The 24,683-nt window shown below is 69.9% G+C and carries 27 protein-coding genes and 1 rRNA gene; 20 read left to right on the forward strand and 8 right to left on the reverse strand.

The window, feature by feature from the left end; all coding sequences use genetic code 11:
• Positions 1–24: 24 nt before the first annotated feature.
• Complete coding sequence (locus AC069I_RS32195) at positions 25–429, forward strand: hypothetical protein (protein ID WP_478227262.1); 405 nt, start codon at positions 25–27, stop codon at positions 427–429.
• On the opposite strand, the gene AC069I_RS32200 is transcribed toward AC069I_RS32195, so the two are convergent.
• A complete protein-coding gene (locus tag AC069I_RS32200; RefSeq protein WP_478227292.1) occupies positions 426–1,094 on the reverse strand; it encodes an IspD/TarI family cytidylyltransferase in 669 nt (222 codons plus the stop codon). The two genes, AC069I_RS32195 and AC069I_RS32200, sit on opposite strands and share 4 nt — an antisense overlap.
• A gap of 93 nt (positions 1,095–1,187) precedes the next feature.
• Here AC069I_RS32200 and cobT point away from each other — a divergent pair, with 93 nt between their 5' ends.
• Positions 1,188–2,264 carry a nicotinate-nucleotide--dimethylbenzimidazole phosphoribosyltransferase gene (gene cobT, locus AC069I_RS32205; protein WP_478267093.1) on the forward strand — a complete coding sequence of 359 codons (1,077 nt, stop codon included), beginning with the start codon at positions 1,188–1,190 and terminating at the stop codon, positions 2,262–2,264.
• Positions 2,265–2,439: 175 nt separating this feature from the next.
• Here cobT and AC069I_RS32210 read toward each other — a convergent pair whose 3' ends face one another.
• A complete protein-coding gene (locus tag AC069I_RS32210) occupies positions 2,440–3,543 on the reverse strand; it encodes a branched-chain amino acid aminotransferase (RefSeq protein WP_378443085.1) in 1,104 nt (367 codons plus the stop codon).
• Between the two features lie 116 nt (positions 3,544–3,659).
• On the opposite strand from AC069I_RS32210, the gene AC069I_RS32215 reads away from it, so the two are divergent.
• The gene (locus AC069I_RS32215) at positions 3,660–3,971 is read left to right on the forward strand and encodes a hypothetical protein (RefSeq protein ID WP_478227263.1); all 312 of its coding nucleotides are present in this window, start codon (positions 3,660–3,662) and stop codon (positions 3,969–3,971) included.
• Here the strand turns inward: AC069I_RS32215 and AC069I_RS32220 are convergent.
• On the reverse strand, positions 3,968–4,594 hold the full coding sequence (locus AC069I_RS32220; RefSeq protein WP_478227264.1) for a DUF402 domain-containing protein: 627 nt from the start codon (positions 4,592–4,594) through the stop codon (positions 3,968–3,970). The two genes, AC069I_RS32215 and AC069I_RS32220, sit on opposite strands and share 4 nt — an antisense overlap.
• Positions 4,587–5,462, reverse strand: a complete 876-nt coding sequence (locus AC069I_RS32225) for a hypothetical protein (RefSeq protein ID WP_478227265.1) — start codon at positions 5,460–5,462, stop codon at positions 4,587–4,589. The genes AC069I_RS32220 and AC069I_RS32225 overlap by 8 nt, the downstream gene beginning before the upstream one ends.
• A gap of 111 nt (positions 5,463–5,573) precedes the next feature.
• Here AC069I_RS32225 and AC069I_RS32230 point away from each other — a divergent pair, with 111 nt between their 5' ends.
• Both AC069I_RS32230 and AC069I_RS32235 read left to right on the forward strand, forming a co-directional pair.
• Positions 5,574–7,076, forward strand: coding sequence for a leucyl aminopeptidase (locus tag AC069I_RS32230; protein WP_478267094.1), 1,503 nt, complete (start codon positions 5,574–5,576; stop codon positions 7,074–7,076).
• Positions 7,077–7,180: 104 nt separating this feature from the next.
• Positions 7,181–8,164, forward strand: a complete 984-nt coding sequence (locus AC069I_RS32235; RefSeq protein WP_478267095.1) for an SMI1/KNR4 family protein — start codon at positions 7,181–7,183, stop codon at positions 8,162–8,164.
• Between the two features lie 17 nt (positions 8,165–8,181).
• On the opposite strand, the gene AC069I_RS32240 is transcribed toward AC069I_RS32235, so the two are convergent.
• Positions 8,182–8,526, reverse strand: coding sequence for a hypothetical protein (locus AC069I_RS32240; protein WP_020630431.1), 345 nt, complete (start codon positions 8,524–8,526; stop codon positions 8,182–8,184).
• 214 nt (positions 8,527–8,740) lie between these two features.
• Between AC069I_RS32240 and lpdA the strand changes: the two genes are divergently transcribed.
• The 8 genes from lpdA to AC069I_RS32280 all read left to right on the forward strand — a co-directional run bounded on the left by lpdA (position 8,741) and on the right by AC069I_RS32280 (position 16,355).
• The gene (gene lpdA, locus AC069I_RS32245; protein WP_478227268.1) at positions 8,741–10,114 is read left to right on the forward strand and encodes a dihydrolipoyl dehydrogenase; all 1,374 of its coding nucleotides are present in this window, start codon (positions 8,741–8,743) and stop codon (positions 10,112–10,114) included.
• A 56-nt stretch (positions 10,115–10,170) separates the two neighbouring features.
• Positions 10,171–11,940, forward strand: coding sequence for a 2-oxoglutarate dehydrogenase, E2 component, dihydrolipoamide succinyltransferase (gene sucB, locus AC069I_RS32250; RefSeq protein WP_478227269.1), 1,770 nt, complete (start codon positions 10,171–10,173; stop codon positions 11,938–11,940).
• Positions 11,941–12,138: 198 nt separating this feature from the next.
• A complete protein-coding gene (locus AC069I_RS32255) occupies positions 12,139–13,221 on the forward strand; it encodes a serine hydrolase (protein WP_478267096.1) in 1,083 nt (360 codons plus the stop codon).
• A 21-nt stretch (positions 13,222–13,242) separates the two neighbouring features.
• A complete protein-coding gene (locus tag AC069I_RS32260) occupies positions 13,243–13,734 on the forward strand; it encodes an ArsR/SmtB family transcription factor (RefSeq protein WP_478234723.1) in 492 nt (163 codons plus the stop codon).
• Between the two features lie 14 nt (positions 13,735–13,748).
• On the forward strand, positions 13,749–14,633 hold the full coding sequence (locus tag AC069I_RS32265; protein ID WP_478267097.1) for a TIGR01777 family oxidoreductase: 885 nt from the start codon (positions 13,749–13,751) through the stop codon (positions 14,631–14,633).
• Positions 14,630–15,244 carry a phosphatase PAP2 family protein gene (locus AC069I_RS32270; RefSeq protein ID WP_478227273.1) on the forward strand — a complete coding sequence of 205 codons (615 nt, stop codon included), beginning with the start codon at positions 14,630–14,632 and terminating at the stop codon, positions 15,242–15,244. The genes AC069I_RS32265 and AC069I_RS32270 overlap by 4 nt, the downstream gene beginning before the upstream one ends.
• Positions 15,245–15,254: 10 nt before the next feature.
• Positions 15,255–15,998, forward strand: a complete 744-nt coding sequence (gene lipB / locus AC069I_RS32275) for a lipoyl(octanoyl) transferase LipB (RefSeq protein WP_478227274.1) — start codon at positions 15,255–15,257, stop codon at positions 15,996–15,998.
• Positions 15,999–16,058: 60 nt separating this feature from the next.
• Positions 16,059–16,355: a hypothetical protein gene (locus AC069I_RS32280; protein ID WP_340687470.1), complete on the forward strand. Its 297-nt coding sequence runs from the start codon at positions 16,059–16,061 to the stop codon at positions 16,353–16,355.
• Positions 16,356–16,418: 63 nt separating this feature from the next.
• Here AC069I_RS32280 and AC069I_RS32285 read toward each other — a convergent pair whose 3' ends face one another.
• Together AC069I_RS32285 and AC069I_RS32290 are read right to left on the reverse strand one after the other, a co-directional pair.
• Positions 16,419–17,354, reverse strand: coding sequence for an LLM class F420-dependent oxidoreductase (locus AC069I_RS32285; RefSeq protein ID WP_478227275.1), 936 nt, complete (start codon positions 17,352–17,354; stop codon positions 16,419–16,421).
• 24 nt (positions 17,355–17,378) lie between these two features.
• A complete protein-coding gene (locus tag AC069I_RS32290) occupies positions 17,379–17,996 on the reverse strand; it encodes a TetR/AcrR family transcriptional regulator (protein ID WP_016336085.1) in 618 nt (205 codons plus the stop codon).
• Between the two features lie 132 nt (positions 17,997–18,128).
• Between AC069I_RS32290 and AC069I_RS32295 the strand changes: the two genes are divergently transcribed.
• The 7 genes from AC069I_RS32295 to AC069I_RS32325 all read left to right on the forward strand — a co-directional run bounded on the left by AC069I_RS32295 (position 18,129) and on the right by AC069I_RS32325 (position 24,343).
• Positions 18,129–18,659, forward strand: coding sequence for a hypothetical protein (locus AC069I_RS32295; protein WP_340687468.1), 531 nt, complete (start codon positions 18,129–18,131; stop codon positions 18,657–18,659).
• A gap of 43 nt (positions 18,660–18,702) precedes the next feature.
• Entirely contained in the window at positions 18,703–19,659 is a 957-nt protein-coding gene (locus tag AC069I_RS32300; protein ID WP_478227277.1) for an oxidoreductase, read from the forward strand.
• Between the two features lie 37 nt (positions 19,660–19,696).
• Positions 19,697–20,698, forward strand: a complete 1,002-nt coding sequence (lipA, locus tag AC069I_RS32305) for a lipoyl synthase (RefSeq protein WP_400562947.1) — start codon at positions 19,697–19,699, stop codon at positions 20,696–20,698.
• Between the two features lie 61 nt (positions 20,699–20,759).
• Positions 20,760–21,422: a DedA family protein gene (locus tag AC069I_RS32310; protein ID WP_478227278.1), complete on the forward strand. Its 663-nt coding sequence runs from the start codon at positions 20,760–20,762 to the stop codon at positions 21,420–21,422.
• Between the two features lie 9 nt (positions 21,423–21,431).
• Positions 21,432–22,298, forward strand: a complete 867-nt coding sequence (locus AC069I_RS32315; protein WP_478267098.1) for a patatin-like phospholipase family protein — start codon at positions 21,432–21,434, stop codon at positions 22,296–22,298.
• A 92-nt stretch (positions 22,299–22,390) separates the two neighbouring features.
• Positions 22,391–23,581: a L,D-transpeptidase gene (locus AC069I_RS32320; protein WP_478267099.1), complete on the forward strand. Its 1,191-nt coding sequence runs from the start codon at positions 22,391–22,393 to the stop codon at positions 23,579–23,581.
• A 15-nt stretch (positions 23,582–23,596) separates the two neighbouring features.
• Positions 23,597–24,343 carry an SIR2 family NAD-dependent protein deacylase gene (locus tag AC069I_RS32325; RefSeq protein ID WP_478227281.1) on the forward strand — a complete coding sequence of 249 codons (747 nt, stop codon included), beginning with the start codon at positions 23,597–23,599 and terminating at the stop codon, positions 24,341–24,343.
• A gap of 249 nt (positions 24,344–24,592) precedes the next feature.
• Here AC069I_RS32325 and rrf read toward each other — a convergent pair.
• A 5S ribosomal RNA gene (gene rrf / locus AC069I_RS32330) occupies positions 24,593–24,683 on the reverse strand; the annotation flags it as partial.

Genomic DNA, 24,683 nt, shown 5'->3' on the forward strand with positions numbered 1-24,683 from the left:
TCCCGAAACCCGTTAGGGGGCTCGATGAACCACCTGAGCATCGACGAACTGCTCGAAGAGCTTCGAAGACGCCGGTGGGTCGTCTACATCTTCGGCCCCCGGGAGGAACCGGAGGTCTGGGCCGCCGTGTTCCAGTGGGACACCTGCGCCGACGTCCTCATCCTCCGCGGTGAGGAACGGGCGAGCGCCTTCCGCGTCACCACGGTCGCCGACACGGATGTCTTCCGGCCGGCACTCGTCTCATGGCAGTACCACTCCACGGCCGACTGGACCCTGCGCGCCGTGCTCACCATCCCGGCTCCCGGCGAGTCCGCCGCGCCGATCCAGCTGCTGCAACCACATCCGGACTGCGTGATCCCGATGGAAGCGCGCCGGCCGGTCACCATCCTGCCCGCCATACCGGCCAAGGCCGACCAGGGAGATCCCTAACCTCGGCCGATCACCTGCTCGGCGACAACGAGGTCGTGCGGGTAGGTGATCTTGAGGTTCTCCGCGCTGCCCGGAACCCACCGCACCGGCAGCGCGGAGAACCTTTCCATGCACGAAGACGTGTCCGTGCCGACGAAACCCTCTCGCTCGGCCGTTTCGTAGGCTTCGAGCAACGGGGCGGCGCGGAAGCCTTGTGGCGTCTGCACCCTGATCGCCCCGGGCAGCGCGCCGGAAACGGTGTCGCCGTCGACGCGCACGATGTCGTCGGCCGCGACGCCGGGCACCGCTCCCCCGTGGCGCCGCGTGCCGGCGAGGACGTCCGCGATCAGTTCCGGGGTGACGAGCGGACGGGCCGCGTCGTGCAGCAGTACGGCGTCGATCTCTCCGCTCTCGATACGGGAAGCCAAGTGGCGCAAGGCGTTCAGCTCCGAGCCCTGGCGCGTCGCGCCGCCGTGGACGAGTTCGACCTCGCCCGGATGCGCGGCGAGCACCTCGTGCGCGAGTTCGGTGTCCTGCGGCCGGATGACCAGCACGAGCACGTCGATCCCTGGCACGCGGGCGAAGGCACCGAGCGACCACGCGACGACCCGTTTGCCCGCCACCGGCAGGTAGACCTTGTTGAGTTTGGCGCCGACCCGGGTGCCCGCTCCGCTCGCGAGCACCACCCCGGCGGCCTTCGTCTGAGCCACAGGCAACTCTGGCACAGGCGGGTGGGTAGGTTGGGCCCGGCCACCGAAGCGATCCGAAGGGGCAGGGCGTTGGACGACGAAATCCTCGAGTTCGCCGAAGTCGAGCAGCCTGATGAACACGCGCGCTCGGCGGCGATCGCCCTGCACTCGAAACTGATCAAACCGGCGGGTTCGCTGGGCAGGCTCGAAGAACTGGGCGTGTGGGTCGCGGCCTGCCAGGGCCAGTCGCCGCCACGGCCGTTCACGCGGCCCCGGGTCGTGGTGTTCGCCGGGGACCACGGCATCGCCGCGAAGGGCGTCTCGGCCTATCCGGGTGAGGTCACCGCGCAACTCGTCGGCAGCATGCTGACCGGCGGCGCGGCCATCAACGTCCTGGCGGCCTCGGCGGGCGCGAGCGTCCGGGTCGTCGACATGGCCGTCGACAGCGACGCTCCCGCGACGCGGTCGATCGGCGAGTTCAAGGTGCGGCGCGGCTCCGGCTCGATCGACGTCGAGGACGCGCTGACCGACGAGGAGGCGCGTGCCGCCGTCCGCGCGGGCCGGGCGATCGCCGACGCCGAGGTCGACGGCGGGGCCGACCTGCTCATCACGGGCGACCTCGGGATCGGGAACAGCACCCCGGCCTCGGTGCTGGTCGCGGCGCTGACCGGCAGCGAACCGGTGGCCGTCGTCGGCCGCGGTTCCGGGATCGACGACAACGCCTGGATGCGCAAGGCCGCGGCGGTCCGGGACGCGCTGCGGCGCGCGCGGACCGTACTGGCCGACCCGGTCGCGCTGCTGCGCACCGCCGCGGGCGCGGACATCGCCGCGATGGCGGGTTTCCTCGCGCAGGCCTCGCTCCGGAAGACGCCGGTGATCCTGGACGGCCTGGTCGCCTCCGCGGCCGCGCTGGTCGCCGAGGAACTCGTTCCCGGCGCGCGGCAGTGGTGGGCCGCGGGCCAGCGTGGCGGCGAACCCGCGCACGCGCTGGCGCTGGAGCACCTCGACCTGGACCCGATCCTGGACCTGGACGTGCGCCTCGGCGAGGGGACGGGCGCGGTCGCGGCGCTGCCGCTGGTGTTCATGGCGACGCGGGTGCTCGCGGAGATGGCCACGCACGAGCAGGCCGGGGTGAGCGGGCCGCTGATCGAGGCCCCCGCTTCCTGACGCGCTGTTCGCTCCGCCTCAGGGATGCGATGAAAGGCTCCTTCCTTGCAAATTTTGCAAGGAAGGAGCCTTTCATCGCATCCCGAGCACCTCCGGCCACCGAAGTGGTGAAGGCCTCCTTCCCTACGCTCAAGGTAGGGAAGGAGGCCTTCACGGACTTGCCGGCGCCGAAACCTCAGCCCAGCGGGTACATCCAGCCTTCCGGCGCGGGCCGGGTGCCCTCCTGGATCCCGGTCAGCGCGCCGCGCAGCTTCATCGTCAGCTCGCCGGGCTGCCCGCCCGCGACGGAGAACTCGCCGCCCGCGTGCTTCACGTGCCCGACCGGCGTGATGACCGCCGCGGTCCCGCAGGCGAACACCTCGGTCAGCTCGCCCGAGGCCGCCGCCTTCTCCCACTCGTCGGTGGAGACGCGCCGCTCCTCGACCTGGTGCCCGAACGACTTCGCCAGCTCCAGCAGCGACTTGCGGGTCACGCCCGGCAGGAGCGAGCCGGTCAGTTCCGGGGTCACGACGCGGGCCTCGTCACCGGAGCCGAAGACGAAGAACAGGTTCATCCCGCCCATTTCCTCGACCCAGCGCCGCTCGACCGCGTCGAGCCACACGACCTGGTCGCAGCCCTTCTCGACGGCCTGCGCCTGCGCGACGAAGGACGCCGCGTAGTTGCCCGCGCACTTCGCCTCGCCGGTGCCGCCGGGGACGGCGCGCACGTACTCGGTCGAGAGCCACACGCTCACCGGCTTCACGCCGCCGGCGAAGTACGAGCCGGCGGGCGAGCCGATCAGCGCGTAGAGGTACTCGTTCGCGGGCCGGTTGACGCCGAGCCCGGCTTCGGTGGAGATCATGAACGGCCGCAGGTACAGCGACTCGCCCGGCTTCGTCGGGACCCAGCGGGCGTCGACCGCGATGAGCTCGCGGATCGAGTCGAGGAAGGTCTCCACCGGCAGCTGCGGCATGGCGAGGCGCTCGGCCGAGTTGCGGAACCGGATCGCGTTCGCGTCGGGACGGAACGCCGCGATCGTGCCGTCCGGCTGGCGGTACGCTTTGAGGCCTTCGAAGATCGCCTGGCCGTAGTGCAGCACGGAGGTCGCCGGGTCGAGCGTGAGTGGCGCGTACGGCCCGACGGTGGCGTCGTGCCAGCCCTGCTCGGCACTCCATTTCACGGTCACCATGTGGTCGGTGAAGTGCAGGCCGAAGCCGGGTGCGGCCAATACGTCCGCGACGCGTTCCGGGCTCGCGGGGCTCGGGTGCGGGAGGTGGGTGAACTGCGTCGAGGTCGTCATGGCTAAGACGATAACGCTTGGTCGGACCCACGTTAGTCGGACGTCCGCATATCTTTACCTCCCGCGATCTGTCCGTCACGACGAACACGGGAGGGCCTTCGCCCTAGGATGGCGGCGTGACGTACAACCAGATGCAGCCCGCCCAACCGGCCCAGCCCGCCGCCCCCGGCGCGGGGGCAGACGTCAAGACCTTCGCGACGGCCGTGCTGCTCACCTTCGGCACCGGCGTGCTGATGATGGACGGCTGGGCCCTGCTCGACAGCGGCTTCGGTGCGTTCCTCGGCCTGGTCGCCGGCGGTTTCGGCATCTTCTGGTGGAAGAGCATCCACGGCAAGGTGTTCCCGCGCGAGCTGTCCACCAAATCGGTGGTCATCCTGACGGTGATCAACGTGGTGCTGGTGCTGCTCCTGCTGCTGCAGGTGAGCTAGAGCAACCCGTCGGGAAGGCCGGGCGCGGGCCAGTCCGGGTCGGGCCGGAAGTCGGTCCACGTCCCGTCGAAGGGGAACCGCCCGGCGTCCGCGAGTGCCCCGATCCGCTCGCCCTCGGCGCGCAGGCGTTCGAGCTGCCCCGCGGTGATGCGGCCGGCGAGGACGGCCTCCTCGGCCTCGTCCTCGTCCTTCCACTGCCATCGCCCGCCGGGCTCGACGGCGACGTCGAGGATGCCGTCGATGCGGTCGGGTCCCGACGCCGTGCGCCCCAGCGGGACCTCGAGGTTGACGTACCAGTTCAGGAAGCGGCCGCCGCCGTCGAAGAACCACCAGACCGACGACCATTCGTCGTCGGCGATGCGGCGCAGCGTCGAGGTGTCGCGCCAGAGGTCCGCCACGCGCACCCTCGGCACCCGGAACCGCTCCTCCAGCGGCGCCTCGCGGAAGAGGCGCCCGTCGGCGAGCCTGCTGCCGACGATCGGGGTGTCCGCGGGCAGCCAGCCGAGCAGCACGGTGCCGTCGTCGGAGATGACGCGAAGCGGGTGATGCTGGCCGATCGAGCCGTCCGGTCGCAGGAAGCGTTCGACGACCGTGTCGCCCGGGGTCCAGTGAGGATCACGCACGCCTTGAACGGTACCGACGGGCGCGGACCCGCAGAACCAGTTCGGCGAGCGTTCCCACTCCCGCGAGCCCGAGGGCCACGACCGGCCCAGCGAAGGCCGCGGCGACGGCCACGATCAGTCCACAAGCGAGTGTCGCCTTCGGACGTTCCGGGGAAAGCCGCTCGCGGCCGTCGGTGAAGGCGTCCACCGCGACGGGGACGGTCGCCACGGCGGCCACGACGGTCAGCACCGGCAGCAGCGAAACCGCGTCGGCCGCGGCGAGGAGCTCACGGAACGACGTCGCCGAAAGCCCCAGCCGGATCGGGCCCAGCTGATAGAGGGCGACGGCGGTGATCGCGACGGCCACGGCGCCCACCGCGGCGGCGCGGCCCGCGCCGGGACGGCGGGGCAGCAGGAACGGCAGCAGCACCAGCACGGCGAGGCCGAGCCCGGGCACGGACGGCGGGTCCGGCGCGATGAACTGCGCCAGCGGCGGGATCCCTACGCAGATCGCGATCAGGGACACGGCCGCGGCCAGCAGCAGGCCGGTGACCCAGCGGGCGGCGTAGTCGCCGAGGCGGACCCCGGCCAGGTCGGCGACGGTCACCACGGCGGCGAACACCGCGGCGGCGGCTCCCGGCGCGGACGGGAAGAGGTACTGGCCGAACGTCGTCGCGAAGACCAGGACCAGGCCCAGCCGCGAAACGGAGCCCGCGATCCGATCGGGCCGGGTGTCGCCCACCGGCGGCAGCAGCGCCTCCGCCGCGACGGCGAGCACAGCCGCGACCACGGCGGCGGCGAGTACCCAGTAATCCGCTCCGGAGGTGCCCGCCGCCAGTGCGATGAGCAGACCGCCCGCCAGCCGCACGCCGTCTCCCTTCCTGTACACCGAGTGACCCGATCGGCCCCGCTGTTACCCCAGGTCCCGCTGTCATTAGCATGGCTCACGATCCAACCGGGCGGCCGCCCGGTACCACCGCGAACGCGCGAGGAGCCAGAAGTGACCGTGCCGAAGCTTGCCCTGACCGAGAACGCAGAAGCGGCGCTCGCCAAGACGCGCGCCGACGTCGTCGTCATCGGAACCCTGCAGGGCGAGGACGGCCTGGCGCTCGCCGCCGGCTCCTCCGTCGCCGACGCCGCCTTCGACGGCAAGCTCGCCGACGTCCTCGGCACCCTCGGCGCGTCCGGCAAGGCCGACGAGATCGTCAAGGTACCGACGCTGGGCAAGCTGTCCGCCGGTGTCGTGCTGGCCGTCGGCCTCGGCAAGGCGGGCACGGACGGCGTCACCGCCGAGCAGGTCCGCCGGGGCGCCGGGGCCGCCGCGCGGGCGCTGAGCGGGACCGACCGCGCGTTCGTCACGCTGTCGGCGCTCGACCTCCAGGCCGCCGTCGAGGGCACCGTGCTCGGCGCGTACTCCTTCACCGAGTACCGCTCCGAGAAGGGTGACGCCCCGGTCGCCAAGGTCGACTTCGTGAGCCCCGAAGAGGGCACCGCCAAGGACCACAAGGCGACGCTGAAGGCCGCCGGCCTGATCGCCGAATCGGTCATCATCGCCCGCGACCTGATCAACACCCCGCCGAACGACCTGTTCCCGGCCTCCTTCGCCGACCGCGCGAAGACGCTGGCCGAGGCGAACAACCTCGACTTCGAGGTCCTCGACGAGAAGGCCCTCAAGCGCAAGGGCTTCGGCGGCATCCTCGGCGTCGGTGGCGGTTCGTCGCGGCAGCCGCGCCTGCTGCGCATCGCCTACAAGCCCGCGAAGGCCTCGAAGAAGGTCGCGCTGGTCGGCAAGGGCATCACCTTCGACTCGGGCGGCATCTCGATCAAGCCCGCCGCGAACATGGACCACATGACCTCGGACATGTCGGGCGCGGCCGCCGTGCTCGCTTCCGTGGTGCTGGCCGCGAAGCTGAAGTACCCGCTCGAGGTCGTCGCGCACATCCCGCTGGCGGAGAACCTGCCCTCGGCCACCTCGTACCGGCCGGGCGACGTGCTCAGCATGTACGGCGGCAAGACCGTCGAGGTGCTCAACACCGACGCCGAAGGCCGTCTCGTGCTGGCCGACGCCATCGTGCGCGCGGGCGAGGAGAACCCCGACTACCTGATCGAGACCTCGACCCTGACCGGCGCGCAGGTCGTCGCGCTGGGCAACCGGACCGCGGGCGTCATGGGTTCGGACGAGTTCCGCGACCGCGTCGCCTCGATCGCGCAGGCCACCGGCGAGGGCGGCTGGGCCATGCCGCTGCCGGAGGAGTTGCGCGCCGACCTCGACTCGCGCCTCGCCGACCTGGCCAACGTCACCGGGCACCGCTGGGGCGGCATGCTCGCCGCGGGCATCTTCCTGCGCGAGTTCGTCACCGAGGGCCTGCCCTGGGCGCATATCGACATCGCGGGCCCGTCGTTCAACACCTCCGGGTCGTGGGGTTACACCGGCAAGGGCGGCACCGGCGTCCCGGTCCGCACCATCGCCGCGGTCCTCGCGGACATCGCCGCGAACGGCTGACCCTTTCGCGCGTGAAGGCCCCTTTCCCTCGGCTGAGCCGAGGGAAAGGGGCCTTCACGCGCTTCACGGCCACCGCGGTCCGGTGGTGTGGCAAGGTCGTTTCCGTGGACAGGGACGCCTACCTCGAAGGCGCGATCAGGGACGTGCTGAGCGGTGACGACGCGGCGCTCGACGATCGGATCGCGCACGCGGCCCTGCTGTTCGCCGCGTCCGGGACGATGGCGGAGGCCGACAGGCTGATCACGCATTGGCACGCGCTCACCGAACGGCCCGTCACCGCACTCGTGCCCGGCGGGCTGCAGGCCCGCGCGTGGGCGATGCTCTTCGAGGCACAAGGGACGCGGCCGGAGTGGGCCGAGGCGCTGACTCCGCTCGATCTCGACGCCGAGGAACGCGCGCACGACGAGCACCTCGCCCGGCGGGCGTCCGATTTCGACGGTCTGTTCGGCGGCTCTCCGATCGGCGAGGCCGTCACGCGTCTCGGGCCGTCGCGCCCGGACCGATTGCGCGAAGCCGTCGCGCGAGGCGATCTGGACGCCTGGGCGGAGATCGCGTCGCGCCAGGGCCGCCCGGACGTCGCCATGGCGGCCGCGACACGACGGCTCGCACCACGTCTGGTCGCGGGAGCCGACCCGCTCGGGCTCGGCGAGTGGCCGGAAGTCTGCGCCGGGGCACTGGTCGCGGCGCTGTACGAACGCTACCCGCCGGACACCGGCTCCTGGCGCGAGATGATCGCGGGCATCCTGCGGCTGCGCGGCGGAGGCACCGCTCCCCCTGCCGCTTCCCTTCGCACCATCGGCGCCGTCGAGGCGCGGCTCGGCCTCCGGCTGCCCGGCGACTACCGCGAGTTCCTCCAGACCTGCGACGGCCTGCCCGCCGACGTCGTCTTCCCGCGGCTGCTCGGGACCGCGGAACTCCGCGCCGAAGGCGGTGTCGTCGTGATCGCGGAGCCGGCCGTCGTGCTGCTGACGGCCGCCGGCGAAGAGTGGCGGACGGTCGAAATCGACCCGGCGCTGGGCACGACGGTGCATCCGACGTTCCGGGCGCTGCTGGAGCGGCACCTACTCCTTCTGGCGCAATCCGCGTGAACTCCGCCGGGCCCGCCTCAGGCTTCGCCGCGCTTCTTCCGCTCGGTGTACTCCCGCATCCTCTTCGGGTAGCCGACCCGCGCCACCTCGTACACCGGGATCGACCGTTTGTGACCGAACTGCTGCGCCGCGTCCAGGCTCTCGATCCGGCGCCGGGTCCACTCACCATCGTGGGCGATGAGGACGACGGTGGTCTCCGTGACGTTGGTCTTCGGCTCGACATAGGCCTCGACGCCGGTCCGTGAAGAGGCCCACTCCTCTAGATGCTTGAAGTCGTTTGAAGAGGCTTTCCGCAGCGTGCCGGGCTTTTGCCCACCTTTAGAGCGCCGGCGCAGCGAGTCGAACAGACCCACTCCGACCACCTCACTTCCCAGTCGCGTCCAGTGTCCATTATCCCGACTCGGGTGTGTGCTCACCGTGGCGACCCTGGCGGGTCGTGTCCCGTGGGTCACAGGACGCGGCCTAGGTCGCAGCCTCTCCGCACGTAGTGACAAGATGGCGAGTGTCCGCGCGCGCGTATACCGCGCGAAGCGGCGCCAGAGCACCACCCCTACCGCTTGCCGAGGAGTTACTGAAGTGACCGACACCTCCGCCGACCTTGTGATCCTGGGTGGCGGATCGGGCGGCTACGCCGCCGCGTTCCGCGCGGCCGAGCTGGGCCTTTCCGTCACCCTGATCGAAAAGGACAAGCTTGGCGGGACGTGCCTCCACCGAGGCTGCATCCCGACCAAGGCCCTCCTGCACGCGGCGGAGGTCGCCGACGAGACCCGCGACGCCGAGACCTTCGGTGTCAAGGCCGTGCTGGAAGGCATCGACATCGCCGGCGTCAACAAGTACAAGGACGGGATCATCTCGCGCCTGTACAAGGGCCTCCAGGGTCTGGCCAAGGCGCACAAGGTGAACCTCGTCGAGGGCACCGGGACGTTCGTCGGCGGCACGACCGTCGAGGTCGAAGGCACCCGCTACACCGGCAAGAACGTCATCCTCGCCACCGGCTCGTACTCGAAGACGCTGCCCGGCCTGGAGCTGGGCGGCCGCATCATCGCGAGCGAGCAGGCGCTTTCGCTGGACTACATCCCGAAGAAGGCCATCGTCCTCGGCGGTGGTGTCATCGGTGTCGAATTCGCGTCCGTCTGGGCGTCCTTCGGCGTCGACGTCACCATCGTGGAGGCGCTGCCCCGCCTGGTCCCGAACGAGGACGAGTACGCGTCCAAGCAGCTCGAGCGCGCTTTCCGCCGCCGCAAGATCGCCTTCAAGACCGGCGTCCGGTTCACCGGCGCCAAGCAGGACGACAACGGCGTCAGCGTGTCGCTGGAGTCCGGCGAGACGCTCGAAGCCGACCTGCTGCTGGTCGCCGTGGGCCGTGGCCCGAACTCGGCCGGGCACGGCTACGAGGAGGCGGGCGTCAAGATGGAGCGCGGCTTCGTCCTCACCGACGACCGCCTGCGCACCAACCTGCCGAACGTCTACGCCGTCGGTGACATCGTCCCCGGCCTGCAGCTCGCGCACCGCGGGTTCCAGCAGGGCATCTTCGTCGCGGAGGAGATCGCCGGCCAGGAGCCGCGCATGATCGACGAGAGCGGCATCCCGCGCGTCACCTACTCGCACCCCGAGGTCGCTTCGGTCGGCCTCACCGAGTCGCAGGCGAAGGAGAAGTACGGCTCCGGCGTCACCACCTTCACCTACGACCTCGGTGGCAACGGAAAGAGCCAGATCCTCAAGACCTCCGGTGGGGTCAAGCTGATCAAGGCTCCGGAAGGACCGGTCGTGGGCGTGCACATGGTGGGCGACCGCGTCGGCGAGCTGATCGGCGAAGCGCAGCTGATCTACAGCTGGGAGGCGTTCCCCGAGGACGTGGCTCCCCTCATCCACGCGCACCCCACCCAGACCGAGGCCCTCGGTGAAGCGTTCCTCGCCCTCGCGGGCAAGCCGCTGCACGTCCACAGCTGACGTCTCACCGTCGAAGAACCAGACCAAGCAAGACATATCAAGGGAGTCAGCGAACGATGGCCTACTCCGTCACGTTGCCGGAGCTCGGTGAGAGCGTCACCGAGGGCACCGTCACCCGGTGGTTGAAGCAGGAGGGCGACACCGTCGAGGTCGACGAGCCGTTGCTCGAGATCTCCACGGACAAGGTCGACACCGAGGTCCCGTCCCCGGTCGCCGGCAAGGTCGTGAAGATCAGCGCTCAGGAGGACGAGACCGTCGAGGTCGGCGGTGTGCTCGCCGTCATCGACGACGGGACCGGCGGGGTGCCGGAGTCCTCCGGTTCCGCCGAGCCGGCCGCCGAAGAGGCGCAGCCCGAGCCGGAGCCGGAGCCCGCGAAGGAGGAGGCCTCCGCGCCGTCCCAGCCGGACACCGCGCCGGCTTCGGGCGGCGAAGGCACCGAGGTGAAGCTGCCCGAGCTGGGCGAGAGCGTCACCGAGGGCACGGTCACCCGGTGGCTCAAGCAGGTCGGCGAGAGCGTCGAGGTCGACGAGCCGTTGCTCGAGATCTCCACGGACAAGGTCGACACCGAGGTCCCGTCCCCGGTCGCCGGCACCGTGCTGGAGATCCGCGCCGGTGAGGACGAGACCGTCGAGGTCGGCGGTGTGCTCGCGGTGATCGGGGCCGCCGGTTCCGCCCCGGCCCCGAAGGCCGAGCCCAAGCCGGAACCCAAGCCCGAGCCGAAGCCGGAACCCAAGCCGGAACCGAAGCCCGAGCCCAAGGCCGAAGCGGCTCCCGCGCCGAAGCCCGCCCCGTCTCCTCAGGCCGCCCCGGCTCCCAAGGCCGAGGCCCCGAAGCCGGCGGCGAGCAGCGACAACGGCTCGGACAACGCGCCGTACGTGACGCCGCTGGTCCGCAAGCTCGCTTCGGAGCACGGCATCGACCTGTCGTCGCTGACCGGCAGCGGTGTCGGTGGCCGCATCCGCAAGCAGGACGTGCTCGCGGCCGCCGAGGCCAAGCAGAAGGCCGCCCCGGCTCCCGCCACGCAGCCCGCTGCCGCCGCCCCGGCTCCCGCCGCCGCCCCGTCGGCTCCGCGCAAGGCCGCGGTTTCGCCGGAGCTCGCGGCCCTGCGCGGCACCGTCCAGAAGGCCAGCCGGATCCGCCAGATCACCGCCACGAAGACCCGCGAGTCGCTGCAGGTTTCCGCGCAGCTCACGCAGGTCCACGAGGTGGACGTCACGAAGATCGCCAAGCTCCGCCAGCGGGCGAAGGCGGCCTTCAAGGAGCGCGAGGGCGTCAACCTGACGTTCCTGCCGTTCTTCGCGAAGGCCACCGTCGAGGCGCTCAAGCAGCACCCGAACGTCAACGCGTCCTACAACGAGGACACGAAGGAGATCACTTACCACGGTGCGGTGCACCTGGGGATCGCGGTGGACACCGAAAAGGGTCTGCTGTCGGTGGTCATCCACGACGCGGGTGAGCTCAGCCTCGCCGGTCTCGCGCACCGCATCGCCGACCTGGCGGGCCGCGCGCGTTCGGGCCAGATCAAGCCGGACGAGCTGTCGGGCGGCACCTTCACGATCACGAACATCGGCTCCAACGGCGCCCTGTTCGACACGCCGATCATCGTGCAGCCGCAGTCCGGCATGCTCGGGACCGGCGCGGTCGTGAAGCGCCCGGTCGTGATCGCGGACGCCGACGGCAACGACACGATCGCCGTCCGGTCGATGGCGTTCCTGCCGCTGACCTACGACCACCGCCTGGTGGACGGGGCCGACGCGGGCCGCTTCGTCACCACGATCAAGCAGCGTCTGGAAGAGGGCAACTTCGAGGACGAGCTCGGTCTCTGATCCTCCGGTAGTCCGTGAAAGGCCCTCGCTCCGCTTCGGCGGGGCGGGGGCCTTCCTCTTTTCTCCCGCATTTAGTCCTCTCGATGCGGTAGTTGGCATCGCGAACCACCGCATTCAGAGGACTGAACGCGAGGGTTTGACAGGCAGCCGGAACTCTAGTATTCCGGAATTACGGAAAACAAGAGGAGGGAGCCGCCCATGCTGACCAGACGCCATCTGCTGGCCGGTGCCGCCGCGGGATCGGCCGCGTTGCTGCTACCGGGAACCGCGACCGCGGCCCAGCCGGACACGAAGACCGAACAGGGTTGGCTCGACTGGATCGCCACCCATCGAAGCGATGTCTCCGTCCTGATCGACGACGGCGCGGGCCGCCGCGCCGCGCGCGACGCCGACGTCCGGCGCGTTCTGGCCTCGTCGGTCAAGGTCGTGCATCTCAGCGCGTACGCCGTCGCGGTCGCCGAGGGCAGGCTCGACCCGAAGGAACAGATCCGGGTGGGCGACTGGGACGCCCACCATCCCTTCGTCGCCGACGGCCGCGCGCATTTCCAGGCGCTCAACTGGCTGGGCGTCCCTTGCGACGAGTACGGCATCGCCAAGGATCCCGAGCAGCGTGTCCCCCTGGCGAGGCTCGCCGAAGCGATGATCCTTTTCAGCGACAACGCCGCCACTGATTATCTCCGTGTCCGCCTCGGCGACCCCGCCCTCCAGCGGGCGGCGGCGCGGGGCGGCTGGTTCCGGCCGGACACCCGATCTCTCGGCGGCGAGGTCCTGATGCTGATGATGCCGGAGTACGGGCCCCCACCCGGCAGCCCGGTCGCCGTCCGGCGGGCGATGGGTGACGCGGTCGCGCGCCGGTTCGTGCGCGATCCGGGGTTCCGCGCCGAAGCCTTCAAACGCTGGCCCGACATGCCGGGCACCTCCGACGCTCAATGGCCGTGGATCAAGGGGCACGGCCAGGGCTCGGCGTCGGATCTGTTCACGCTTCACCGCAGCATCGCGAAGGGCATGTACGCACCCGCGCGCGAGATCCTCGCGAAGCCGCTCGCGGACCGCGTACCGCCCGGAGCGAACGAAGTGCTCTTCAAGGGCGGAAGCCTGCCGCGTTCACTGACCCTCGGGCTTTCCGTCCGCTGGCCGGGCGGGCGTTCGGGCACGGCGGCCGTCCTGCTCACCGGCGTGAGCGACCAGGACATGCAGAACGCCCTGCCGCTCATCGAACTCGTACTCGCGGCACTGTCCGACCCGGCCCGGTTCACCGCCCTGGAACGAGCGCTCCGCTGATCGACGGTATAGATAACCGGTATGGACGCTGAGCTCGCCGACCGGATCGCCGCACTCGAAGCACGGGTCGCCGCGCTTGAAGGCGAGCAGCAGGCCGAACCGGTGACAGGCCCTGGCGGGCTGGTCGGCTATCAGGGCGAGCTGACCGAGCCGTTCGAACTGAGCTGGGCGATCAACGTCACGCCCGGCCCGATGCTGGCGCTCGCGGACGGGCCGCGGGTCGAAGTGCTCGCGGCCCTGTCCAGCACCGCACGGGTGGCACTGGTGCGGACGCTGGCCGAAAAGGGCGCGCAGACCGCGCCCACCCTTCAAGAGGCCGCCGAACTCGGATCGCCGGGCCAGCTGTACCACCACCTCAAAGCGCTGACCGGCGCCGGAATCGTCGAGCAGGACAAACGCGGCAGTTACCGGCTCCGGCCCGCCGCGACGATCCCGGTGCTGGTGCTGCTCACCGCCGCGTCCGACGTCGCCGGGCAACTGAAGAACCTGAGCGTGCGCCCGGATCGCGGATAGGACACGATCGGATCATGCGAGTTCTGATCGCGGGCGCGAGCGGACTGATCGGCGCCTCCCTCACGACACGGTTACGCCGTTCCGGGCACGAAGTGGTCCGTCTCGTCCGCCGGGAGGAGCGGGCGGCCGACGAACGCCGCTGGGATCCCCCCGCCGGCGAGATCGCGGACGGCGCGCTCGACGGGGTCGACGCCGTCGTGAACCTCGCGGGAGCGCCCTTGCTCCCGGGGCGCTGGAGCGCGGCCCGCAAACAGGTCCTCCTCGACAGCCGGGTCGAACCGACGGAGGTCCTCGCGGAAGCCGTCGCCGAACACGGGATCCCCGTGCTGGTCAACGCTTCCGCCGTCGGCTACTACGGCGACGCCGGTCCGTCCCTTGTGGACGAAACGAGCCCGGTCGGACGCGGTTTCCTCGCCGGGCTCTGCACCGCGTGGGAAGGCGCCACCGAGACCGCGGCCACCGCCGGTGCCCGGGTCGTGCGTATCCGCACCGGGCTGGTGCTCGCGCGCGAAGGCGGGCTCCTGGATGTCCTGCGACCGCTGTTCCGCCTGGGGCTCGGCGGAAAACTCGGTGACGGCAAGCAATACATGCCGTGGATCTCGCTCGACGACGAGGTCGGCGCGATCGTTTTCGCGCTGGAGAACGAATCGCTGTCCGGCCCGGTCAACCTCTCCGGACCGCAGCCCGCCACGAACGCCGCCTTCACGAAGGCCTTGGGCCGCGCCGTGCACCGGCCGGCGATCTGGCAGGTACCCGGTTTCGCCATGAAGTTCGCCCTCGGGCAGGCGGCCGAGGAGATGGCGCTGTTCGGGCAGCGCGCCCTGCCGCGTGTACTGGAGGAGGCGGGCTACGCGTTCCGCCATCCGACCCTCGAGGACGCGCTGGCCGCCGCGACATGACCGTGCGGCGCGGTCTGTACACCCTCGCCGGGTCCGTCCTGCTGATCGGTTTCGTCCTCCTCGGGCTGTCCGTCGACGAGCGTCCGCCGCCGGTGGACGTCGCGCTCGCCGACGCGTTCCGCGGTCAGCACACCCGGCCCGCCGGTCAGGTGGCGGGCCTGGTCACGAACGTCCTCGGCCCGGTCCTGCCGTTCGTGCTGGGCGCGGTGCTGGTGGTACTCGCCTGGCGCCGCCGGGACCTGACCGCGTTGTGCGTCAAACTCGCCGTCGTCCTGCTGCTGTGCCGGATGACCAGCCTGATCGCGAAACCGGCCTTCTACCGGGAGCGGCCGCGCGAATTCCCCGATCTGAGCTATCCGAGCGGGCACGTGGTCGCCGTCGCGTGCACCGGGTTCGTCGCGGTACTGCTGTGCGCTTGGACCCGTCCGCACCTCGCGCGCCTGGCGATCACGGTCGCCGCCGCGGCGACGGTGGCCGGCGCACTCTGCCGCATCGTCCTGGGCGTGCACTGGCTGACCGACACCGCGGGATCCGTGCTCGCGGTGGGCGGCGTCGGCCTGATCGCGGCGGCCGGGCTGGGCCTGCTCCCCCTGCCGAAAGACCCGGCGTAGTGTCGCTGACGTGAGCTCTTCGACCACGTCATGCCGCGCCTCCGCCGAGCCCGTCGACGTCCGCGAGATCGGGACGATCGACTACACCGAAGCCTGGGAACTCCAGCGAAAGCACGTGACAGCCCGTGCCGACGGTGATGGCCCGGACACCATGCTGCTGCTGGAGCACCCGTCGGTGTACACCGCGGGCAAGCGCACGGAAGCCGAGGACAGGCCGACCGACGGCACCCCGGTGATCGACGTCGATCGCGGCGGCAAGATCACCTGGCACGGGCCGGGCCAGCTGGTCGGCTACCCGATCATCAAACTCGCCGACCCGATCGACGTCGTGCACTACGTGCGGCGTCTCGAAGAGGCACTGATCACCGTCTGCGATCAGCTCGGCGTGCACACCGGCCGGGTCGAGGGCCGCAGCGGCGTCTGGATCCCCGCCGACGACCGCGGCCCGGAGCGGAAGATCGCCGCGATCGGCATCCGCGTCCAGCGCGGCGTGACCATGCACGGTTTCGAGCTGAACTGCAACGCCGACCTGGGCGCCTTCGACAAGATCGTCCCGTGCGGCATCCGGGACGCGGGCGTGACGTCGCTTTCCTACGAGCTCGACCGCGAGGTCACCGTGGCGTCGGTGCTGCCGATGGCGCGCGAAGCCGTGCTCGCGGCACTGGAAGGTAACCTGCCGGTGAGCGACGAGCGCTGGCTGCCGCGCCCCGAGGCACCCGCGGCCCCTGGCGTCACGTTCGCTCTGCAGAACTGACCTCTGCGAAGATCACCGGTACGACCGCCGGAAACGCCGGTGGTCGTACTGGAGGAAGTCATGCGCAAGTTTTCGCGCGTTCTCGCGACGGCCGGTATCGCGGTCGCCGCTTCGGTGAGCCTGCCCGGTGCGGCGTCGGCCACGCCGCCGCCCGGCTGCACCGGCGGGCACGACGGGGCGAAGTACGCCTGGGCCAGCTGTACCGCGTATGGCGACCGCATGTACCGGGTCACCGCGTACAACTGCAGCCCGGTCTGCGGCAACGCGGTGGGCGAATGGGCGGTCCACGGGGCGGAGTCCCGCCTCACCATCACCTGGCCGGCCAAGATCCTGGACATCGGCGTCGACATTCAGTGACCCGCCAGTACATGAAGGCCCCCTTCCTTGCGCCTGGCGCAAGGAAGGGGGCCTTCATGTACTTCAGTCCAGCTGAGGTGCGACGTCGGAAGCGATCAGCTCGATCTGGTCCAGATCCGAGAGGTCCAGCAGCTGCAGGTAGAGCCGGGTGATCCCGGTCTTCTCCCGCCACTGCCCGACCTTCTCGACGACCTCCGACGGCGTCCCCGCGAGCCCGTTCTCCCGCAGCTCGGAGACCTCGCGGCCCAGCACGCCGGCGCGCTTGGCGACCTCGGCGTCGTCACGGCCCACGGCGACGACGAGCGCGGCCGAGCGGATGATCTCCTTGGGGTCGCGGCCGATCTCGCGGGCGGCGTCGTCGACGCGGCCGAACTGCGCCGCGGCGACGTCCGGGCCCACGAACGGCAGGTTGAACTCGTCCGCGTAACGCGCTGCGAGCGCCGGGGTGCGCTTCTTGCCGCCACCGCCGATGATCACCGGCGGCCGGGGCCGCTGCGCCGGCTTCGGCAGGCCCGGCGAGTCGACGAGCTTGTAGTGCTCGCCGTCGAAGGAGAACGTCTCCCCCTCCGGCGTCTCCCACAGCCCGGTGACGACGGCGAGCTGCTCTGCGTAGCGGTCGAAGCGCTCCTTCATCGGCGGCAGGTCGAGGCCGTACGCGGTGTGCTCGTCGTCGTACCAGCCGGAACCGAGGCCGAGCTCCACGCGGCCGCCCGACATCTGGTCCACCTGCGCGACCGAGATCGCGAGCACCGACGGATGCCGGAAGGTGGCGGCGGTGACGAGGGTTCCCAGCCGCACGCGGCGGGTCTCACGGGCGAGACCCGCGAGGGTGATCCACGCGTCGGTCGGCCCCGGCAGCCCGGTCGCCGAGCCCATCTTCAGGTAGTGATCGCTGCGGAAGAAGGCGTCGTAGCCCGCGTCCTCGGTGGCCTTGGCCACCCGGAGCAGGTCTTCGTAACTGGCCCCCTGCTGGGGCTCGGTAAAGATCCTGAGGTCCACGCCGCCACCCTAGCCAGGGCGCGGTCAGCTCGCTTTCCCGTGCTCGGCGGGCGGGACACGGCGGAATCCGACGAGCAGCCGCACCAGGACCTCCTCGACCTGGGCGCTGACCTTCTTCGGCTCCGGCGAGCTCGCGATCTCGATGGCGGCGCTCGACAGCGCGCCGAACAGCAGCCGCGCGGTGACGTCCACCGGGACGTCGTCGACCTCGCCGACCTCGATGAGCGACTGGATCCCGGTGCGGACCAGGCCGAAGCTGCACCGCTCCTCGGCCTCGCGCCAGCGTTCCCAGCCCATCACCACCGGCGCCTCGTGGATCGCGATGCGCTGGTATGCCGGGTCGAGGCAGCTCTGCAGGAAACCGCGCAGCCCGGCGAGCGCCCGCTCCCACGGCGAGGCCGGCCCGTTCATGATCTTCTCGAGCCGGTCGAAGACCTGGCTCTCGACCGTGTCGAAGGCGGCCTCGAACAGCGCCTGCTTCCCGCTGAAATGGTGGTAGAGCGCACCCTTCGTCACCCTGGCCCGTTTGGCGATCTCGTCGAGAGACGTGCCGGCGTACCCGCGTTTGGTGAACAGCTCCACGGCACTCTCGACGAGTGCCGACCGGGTGGACTCGGAATAGTCCAGCCGCCTTGACCTCATTGTCGCCACCTTCACAACTTTACGCCGCCGGTCCCACTCCATACCCATGGTATGTTGACTGCTGTCAGGTCCGTACCGGGAGTATGCCGCAAACCTGCGGTATGAACCGGGTCACGGAGGGGAGCCCACATCATGAGCTGGAACGACTTCTACCGGCGGCGCGACATCCTCGAAGCCGCACTGCGCCAGGCGGGTCACCACCCGTCCGACGCGATCTCACTCGAAGAAATCCCTGGCGCCACCCAGTACTTCGCGACCGAGGAAGAGCTTCTGGTCGCGCTTCGGTACAAGTGGAACCAGGTGCTCGCAGGTCGTCTCCGCGCCGAGATGACCGATCCGGACTACGCCGACCAGGATCTCGCGCTCGACCGGGTCGAAGCCGTCACCCGCGCCTGGAACAGCGCCACGGCCGAGCACGAGACCCTCCGCGCCGTTCTCGACGCGGCCCTCGAACGGTGCCCCGCGCTGATCCCGTCGCACGAAGCCGAACTGCGCACCCTCGCGCTGACGGCGGGGCTGGCCGACGGCAACGAACCGGCCGAAGAGATCACCAAGGTCGGCAGCGCGTTCGCCACCCTGCTCCGGCACGGACGGCACGCGAAGCCCGCCCGCCGCCGCAGCCCCATGGGTCACCTGCTCCGGTTGCTCGCGCCGAGCGCCTGACCTGGCGTAGCGGCACAGGCGACGATGTAGTTAGGTGACCGGCATGGCTGCTCACGCGCGCTGGACCGAGGCCGACATCCCGGATCAGACCGGCCGGACCGTGTTCGTCACGGGGGCGAACTCGGGGCTCGGGCTGCGCATGTCCGAGGTGCTCGCGGGCAAGGGGGCCCGCGTGCTGCTCGGCTGCCGATCACCGGAGCGCGGCGCCAAGGCACTGGACCAGGTGCGCACGGCCGCGACCGGGGAAGCGCCCGAACTCGTCCGGCTGGACCTCGCCGACATCGACTCGGTCCGCGAAGCCGCGAAGAAGGTCCAGGAACTCACGGGCGGCAAGCTCGACGTCCTGGTCAACAACGCGGGAGTCATGGCGACCCCGCGAGGCCACACCAAGGACGGCTTCGAGACCCAGTTCGGCACTAACCATCTCGGGCACGCGGTGCTGACCTGGCTGCTGATGCCGTCCCTGCGGAACGGCTCCGGAGCGCGTGTCGTCACCTTGTCGAGTGTCGCGGCGACGGGCGCACGCATCGACATCGCCGACCCGAACTTCGAGCGCCGGATGTACAACCCCGGCTCGGCCTACGGCCAGTCGAAACTCTCCAATCAGGTGTTCGCGCTCGAACTGGACCGCAGGCTGCGCGCCGCGGGCGACGACGTCATCAGCGTGGCGGCGCATCCTGGCTACACGTGGACCGGGCTCGGTTCGGGGATGGCCCGCTCTTACCGCAACCCCGTGGTGCGCGCGCTCGTCGCCGGCGGCAACCGGATCGGCGAGATCTTCATCGCGCAGAACGCCCGCCAGGGCACGCTCCCGCAGCTGTTCGCGGCGACTTCCCCCGAGGCCGAAGGCGGCGATTACATCGGCCCGCGCGGGCTCGGCGGGCTTCGCGGCGCGCCGGTCAAGGTGCGTCCTTTGGCCGCCGCGAGGAGCGAGTCGCTGGGCGCCGCGTTGTGGGACGTGACCACCAAGTTGACGGGCGTCACCCCCGACCCCGCGTGAGCGGCGGCCACTACTCCGGCGGGCGTAGGGTGGCGGTGTGAGTGCTGCCCCAGATGGCCGCAAGCTGTTGCGGCTCGAGGTCCGGAATTCCCAGACTCCCATCGAAAAGAAGCCGTCTTGGATCAAGACGCGCGCCCGGATGGGTCCGGAGTTCACCGAACTCAAAGGCCTGGTGCGCCGTGAAGGCCTCCACACCGTCTGCGAAGAAGCAGGCTGTCCCAACATCTACGAATGCTGGGAAGACCGTGAGGCCACGTTCCTGATCGGCGGGGACCAGTGCACCCGGCGTTGCGACTTCTGCCAGATCGACACCGGCAAGCCCGCCGAGCTGGACCGTACCGAGCCGCGCAAGGTCGCCGAGAGCGTCCAGGCGATGGGCCTGCGGTACTCGACTGTCACCGGCGTCGCGCGTGACGATCTCGAAGACGGCGGCGCGTGGCTGTACGCGGAGACCGTTCGCCAGATCCACGCGTTGAACCCGGGCACGGGCGTCGAGCTGCTGATCCCGGATTTCAACGCCGACCCGGACCAGCTCGCCGAAGTCTTCGGCTCCCGCCCCGAGGTGCTCGCGCACAACGTCGAGACGGTGCCGCGCATCTTCAAGCGGATCCGGCCGGGCTTCCGCTACGCGCGGTCGCTCGAAGTGATCACGCGTGCTCGCGAGGCCGGCCTGGTGACGAAGTCGAACCTGATCCTCGGCATGGGCGAGACCCCGGAAGAGGTCGCGCCCGCGATGAAGGACCTGGTCGACGCCGGCTGCGAGATCCTGACGATCACCCAGTACCTGCGCCCCTCGCCCCGGCACCACCCGGTGGACCGGTGGGTCAAGCCCGAAGAGTTCGTCGAGCACTCGAACGCCGCCGAGGCGATGGGCTTCGCCGGCGTGATGGCCGGGCCGCTCGTCCGTTCCTCGTATCGCGCCGGGCGGCTGTTCGCCCAGACGAAGGCCCACCGCGGAGAGCCGCTGTCGGAGAACTTGGCCCATCTCGCCGCCGAAGGGCCGGCCGCGCAGGAAGCCAGCTCGCTGCTGGCCAGGTGACTCCGGTCACCCTCTTCGCGACATCGCCACCCACCAGGTCACGAATCAGTAAAGTGACCTGGTGGCGTTGGTAACTGATCTTCTGAACTGGCTGCAGAGTCTCCCGGAACCGGGGCTGGTCGCGGCGACCGGCGGATTGGTGTTCGCCGAGTGCACCATCGGGCTCGGCTTCATCGCCCCCGGTGAATCGGGGCTGCTGGTCGCGGCCACGACGGCGACGTCGGTCTCCCGCTTCCTGACCCTGTGGGCCGTCGTGACGGTCTGCGCCGCACTCGGCGACTCGCTCGGCTACGCGATCGGCAAACGCTTCGGTCCGCGTCTGCGCGAAACGAAACTGATCCGCAAGTACGGCCTCGACGCCTGGGACAAGGCGACGGGGGTGCTCGAACGGCGAGGCGCGTGGGCGGTGTTCTTCGCGCGGTTCCTCCCGGTGATCCGCACGCTGACTCCGGCGGCGTCGGGCACGTCGGGCCTGCCCTTCCGCAAGTTCCTGCCCGCCGCCGCGGCGGGCGCGGCCTGCTGGTCGGCCATCCACATCGGCATCGGCGCCGCTCTCGGCGAGGCCGCCAAGAAGGTCGAAGGCGCGCTCAACACCGGCGGCCTGGTGATCGTCGGCGTCCTCGTCGGCGTCGCGGTGTTCTTCCTGCTGCGCTACAAAAAGAAGAAGGCGCTCGGCGTCACAGCCGAGGAAGCCACCCCGGCGAAGGTCGGCGCGGAGGACTAGATTCCGGGCATGGCCGCCCTGAACCTGCCCCAGCCCATCGGTTTCGTCCTCGGTGGCGGCGGCAGTCTCGGTGCCATGCAGGTCGGGATGCTGCGTGCCCTGACCGAAGCCGGGATCACCCCGGACCTCGTCGTCGGCACCTCGGTGGGTTCGCTGAACGCCGCCGTGCTCGCACTCGGGGATGAATCGGGTGACCGGCTGGACCGGATCTGGTCCCGGATGACACGGCACGAGGCGTTCCCCGGTGGCGTGCTCAGCCAGGTGCTGACGCTCCGGCACAGCAAGACCAACCTGTTCCCCAACACCGGTCTCGCCGCGATCGTCGACGAGCACATCGGCGAGGGCGCCCGGTTCGAGGATCTCGCGCTGCCGTTGGGTGTCGTCGCGACGGACGTCGACACCGCCGAGCCGCTGCTCATCCGCACAGGACCCGTTCTGGCACCCTTGCTGGCCAGCTGCGCGATTCCGGGAATCTATCCGCCGGTGCCGCTCGGGGAGCGCATGCTCTACGACGGCGGACTGGTCGCGAACGTGCCGATGCGCCAGGCGCTCGCCATGGGCGCGAAATCGCTCGTCGTCCTCGACTGCGCCTTCCCCGGCAAGATGCCCGGCACTCCGCAGACCTTCGCCGAGGTGCTGATGTTCACCGCGATGATCAGCATGCGGAACCAGGCGGTCCTGGAGGCGCCGATCGCCGCGGCCGAAGTGCCCGTGGTGTACGTGCCCGGGCCGAAGCCGGTGCGGGTCAGCCCGCTGGACTTCAGCCACACCACGACACTCACCGCCGAGGCTTATGAGGCCGCGAAGACCTATTTGGGCGAATTGAATGTCGATGGCCCCGGTCTTTATGGTGCCCCTGGTCTCGTCGTGGCGTGACGAGCAACCGACCGGCATCGATCACGTCTTCTTCGTCGCGTAGTTTTGAAAGAGAACTTTCCGCTGATAGCGCGACGTAAAAAGAGAATCATATGTTTCCCAAGAAGACATTACTTTCGACCGCCGGAATACTCGCCACAGTATTGGTGATCGCGGCGTGTTCGCCCTCGGGCGGCACCAATTCACCCGGCACCGGCTCCGAGCCGGACACGAGCCCGGTTTCGGTGACCATCGATCCGGCAGGCGGGACGAACGTCAATCCGGCGACCCCGGTGGTGGTCAAGGCCGAGCACGGCAAGCTGATCGACGTCACCGTCACCAACGCCGACAAGGGCAACCAGGTGAAGGGCGAGCTGGCGAACGACGGGCTCAGCTGGAAGACCACCGAACCGCTCGGCTACGGCAGCACCTACAAGATCGTGGCGCATGCCCAGGGCACCGACGGGAAGCCCGTCGAGCAGCAGAGCAGGGTCTCCACGCTGAGTCCGAAGCAGCAGGCGAACCCGAACCTCATCCCGGCCCCCTCGGCGGTGGCGTCCGCCGGCGTCGGCGTCGGGCAGCCGATCGTGTTCGCCTTCGGCCAGCCGGTGAAGAACAAGGCCGAGGTCGAGAAGAAGCTGTCCGTGGAGTCCACGCCGAAGCAGGAGGGCTCCTGGTACTGGATCGACGACAAGAACGTCCACTACCGCCCCAAGGAGTACTGGCAGCCGGGGACGACGCTCAAGGTTTCGGCGATGATCTACGGCGTCGATTTCGGCAATGGCGTCTACGGTGCGACCGATCGCACCGAAACGTACAAAGTGCACGATTCGTGGGTCGCGAAAGCCGACGGCAACACCGAACAGATGCAGGTCTTCCATAACGGTCAACTGGCGAAATCGATGCCCATTTCCATGGGCAAGGACGCCACACCCACGCATTTGGGCGCACACGTCATTTCGGACAAACACGAGAATTACGTGATGGACTCGTGCACCTACGGCGTCTGCCAGGGCCAGCCGGGGTACTACAAGGCGAACGAGAAGTGGTCGCTGCGGATCTCCAACGACGGCGAGTTCGTCCACGAGAACCCGAACAGTGTCGGCGCGCAGGGCAGCTCCAACGTGTCGCACGGCTGCATCAACCTCAACGCCGCCAACGCCCAGTGGTTCTACCAGAACATGGGGCTCGGCGACGTCGTCGAGGTGACCAACTCCGGCGGCCCGCAGCTGCCGGTATGGGACCTCTACGGCGACTGGTCCAAGTCGTGGGCGGACTGGCAGGCGGGCAGCGCGCTCAAGTAGAGGCATGATGGGCCGGTGACCAGCACCCTGAACACCGCCCGCTCACTCGTGGCCGGCGCCGGCCGGGTCGTCGCACTGACCGGCGCCGGGATCTCCACGGATTCGGGGATTCCCGACTTCCGCGGCCCGCAGGGCCTGTGGACCCGCGACCCGGCCGCGGAGAAGATGTCGAACCTCAAGGCGTACCAAGGCAGCCGTGAGGTCCGTGAGCGGACCTGGCAGGCTCGGCTGGTGCACCCCGGCTGGGACGCGACACCGAATGCCGCGCACTACGCGCTCGAGCGCCTGTCGCCGACGCGGATCATCACCCAGAACATCGACCGGCTCCATCAGAAGGCGGGCTCGCCGCCCGAGCGGGTGCTGGAACTTCACGGGACGATGTTCGAGTCCGTCTGCCTGTCCTGTGACGACCACCGGGACATGCGCTCGACACTGGAGCGGGTCCGAGCGGGCGAGACCGATCCGACCTGTCTGGTGTGCGGCGGCATCCTCAAGTCGGCCACCGTCTCGTTCGGCCAGCACCTGGAGCAGGACCTGCTCCGGGCCGCGCGGACCGCCGTCTCCGACAGCGACCTCCTGCTGGTGGCCGGGTCCTCGCTACGGGTACAGCCGGCCGCCTCGCTGGTGAGTGTCGCTTCACGGTCCGGATCCGCCGTCGTGATCTGCAACGGCTCCGAAACCCCCTACGACTCCATGGCCACTGCCGTCGTCCGCGGCCCCCTCAGCGAAACCCTCCCGGCCCTCGCCCCCTCCCGCATTTAGTCCTCTAAATGCGTCCGGCCCGCCCCGCCTCGCACGCGCCCTGCCCCTCCCTCACGTGCCCAACCCAGTCCTTCACATGCCTGAATCCGTATCTCACGTGCGTGAACCCGTCACTCGCGTGCCTGAACCCGGAACTCGTGTGTTCCGGGTTCAGGCACGGGTGTGACGGGTTTTGGGTATGAAAAAAGGGTCCAGGCCCCGGGAGAACTCGTGGTTCTCGACCGGGGCCTGGACCCTTTATCAAGGTTAGTCCGGCGGTGTCCTACTCTCCCACAACCCTTCGGTTGCAGTACCATCGGCGCTGTCAGGCTTAGCTTCCGGGTTCGGAATGGGACCGGGC

It is taken from the genome of Amycolatopsis sp. NPDC043885 (assembly GCF_056435685.1).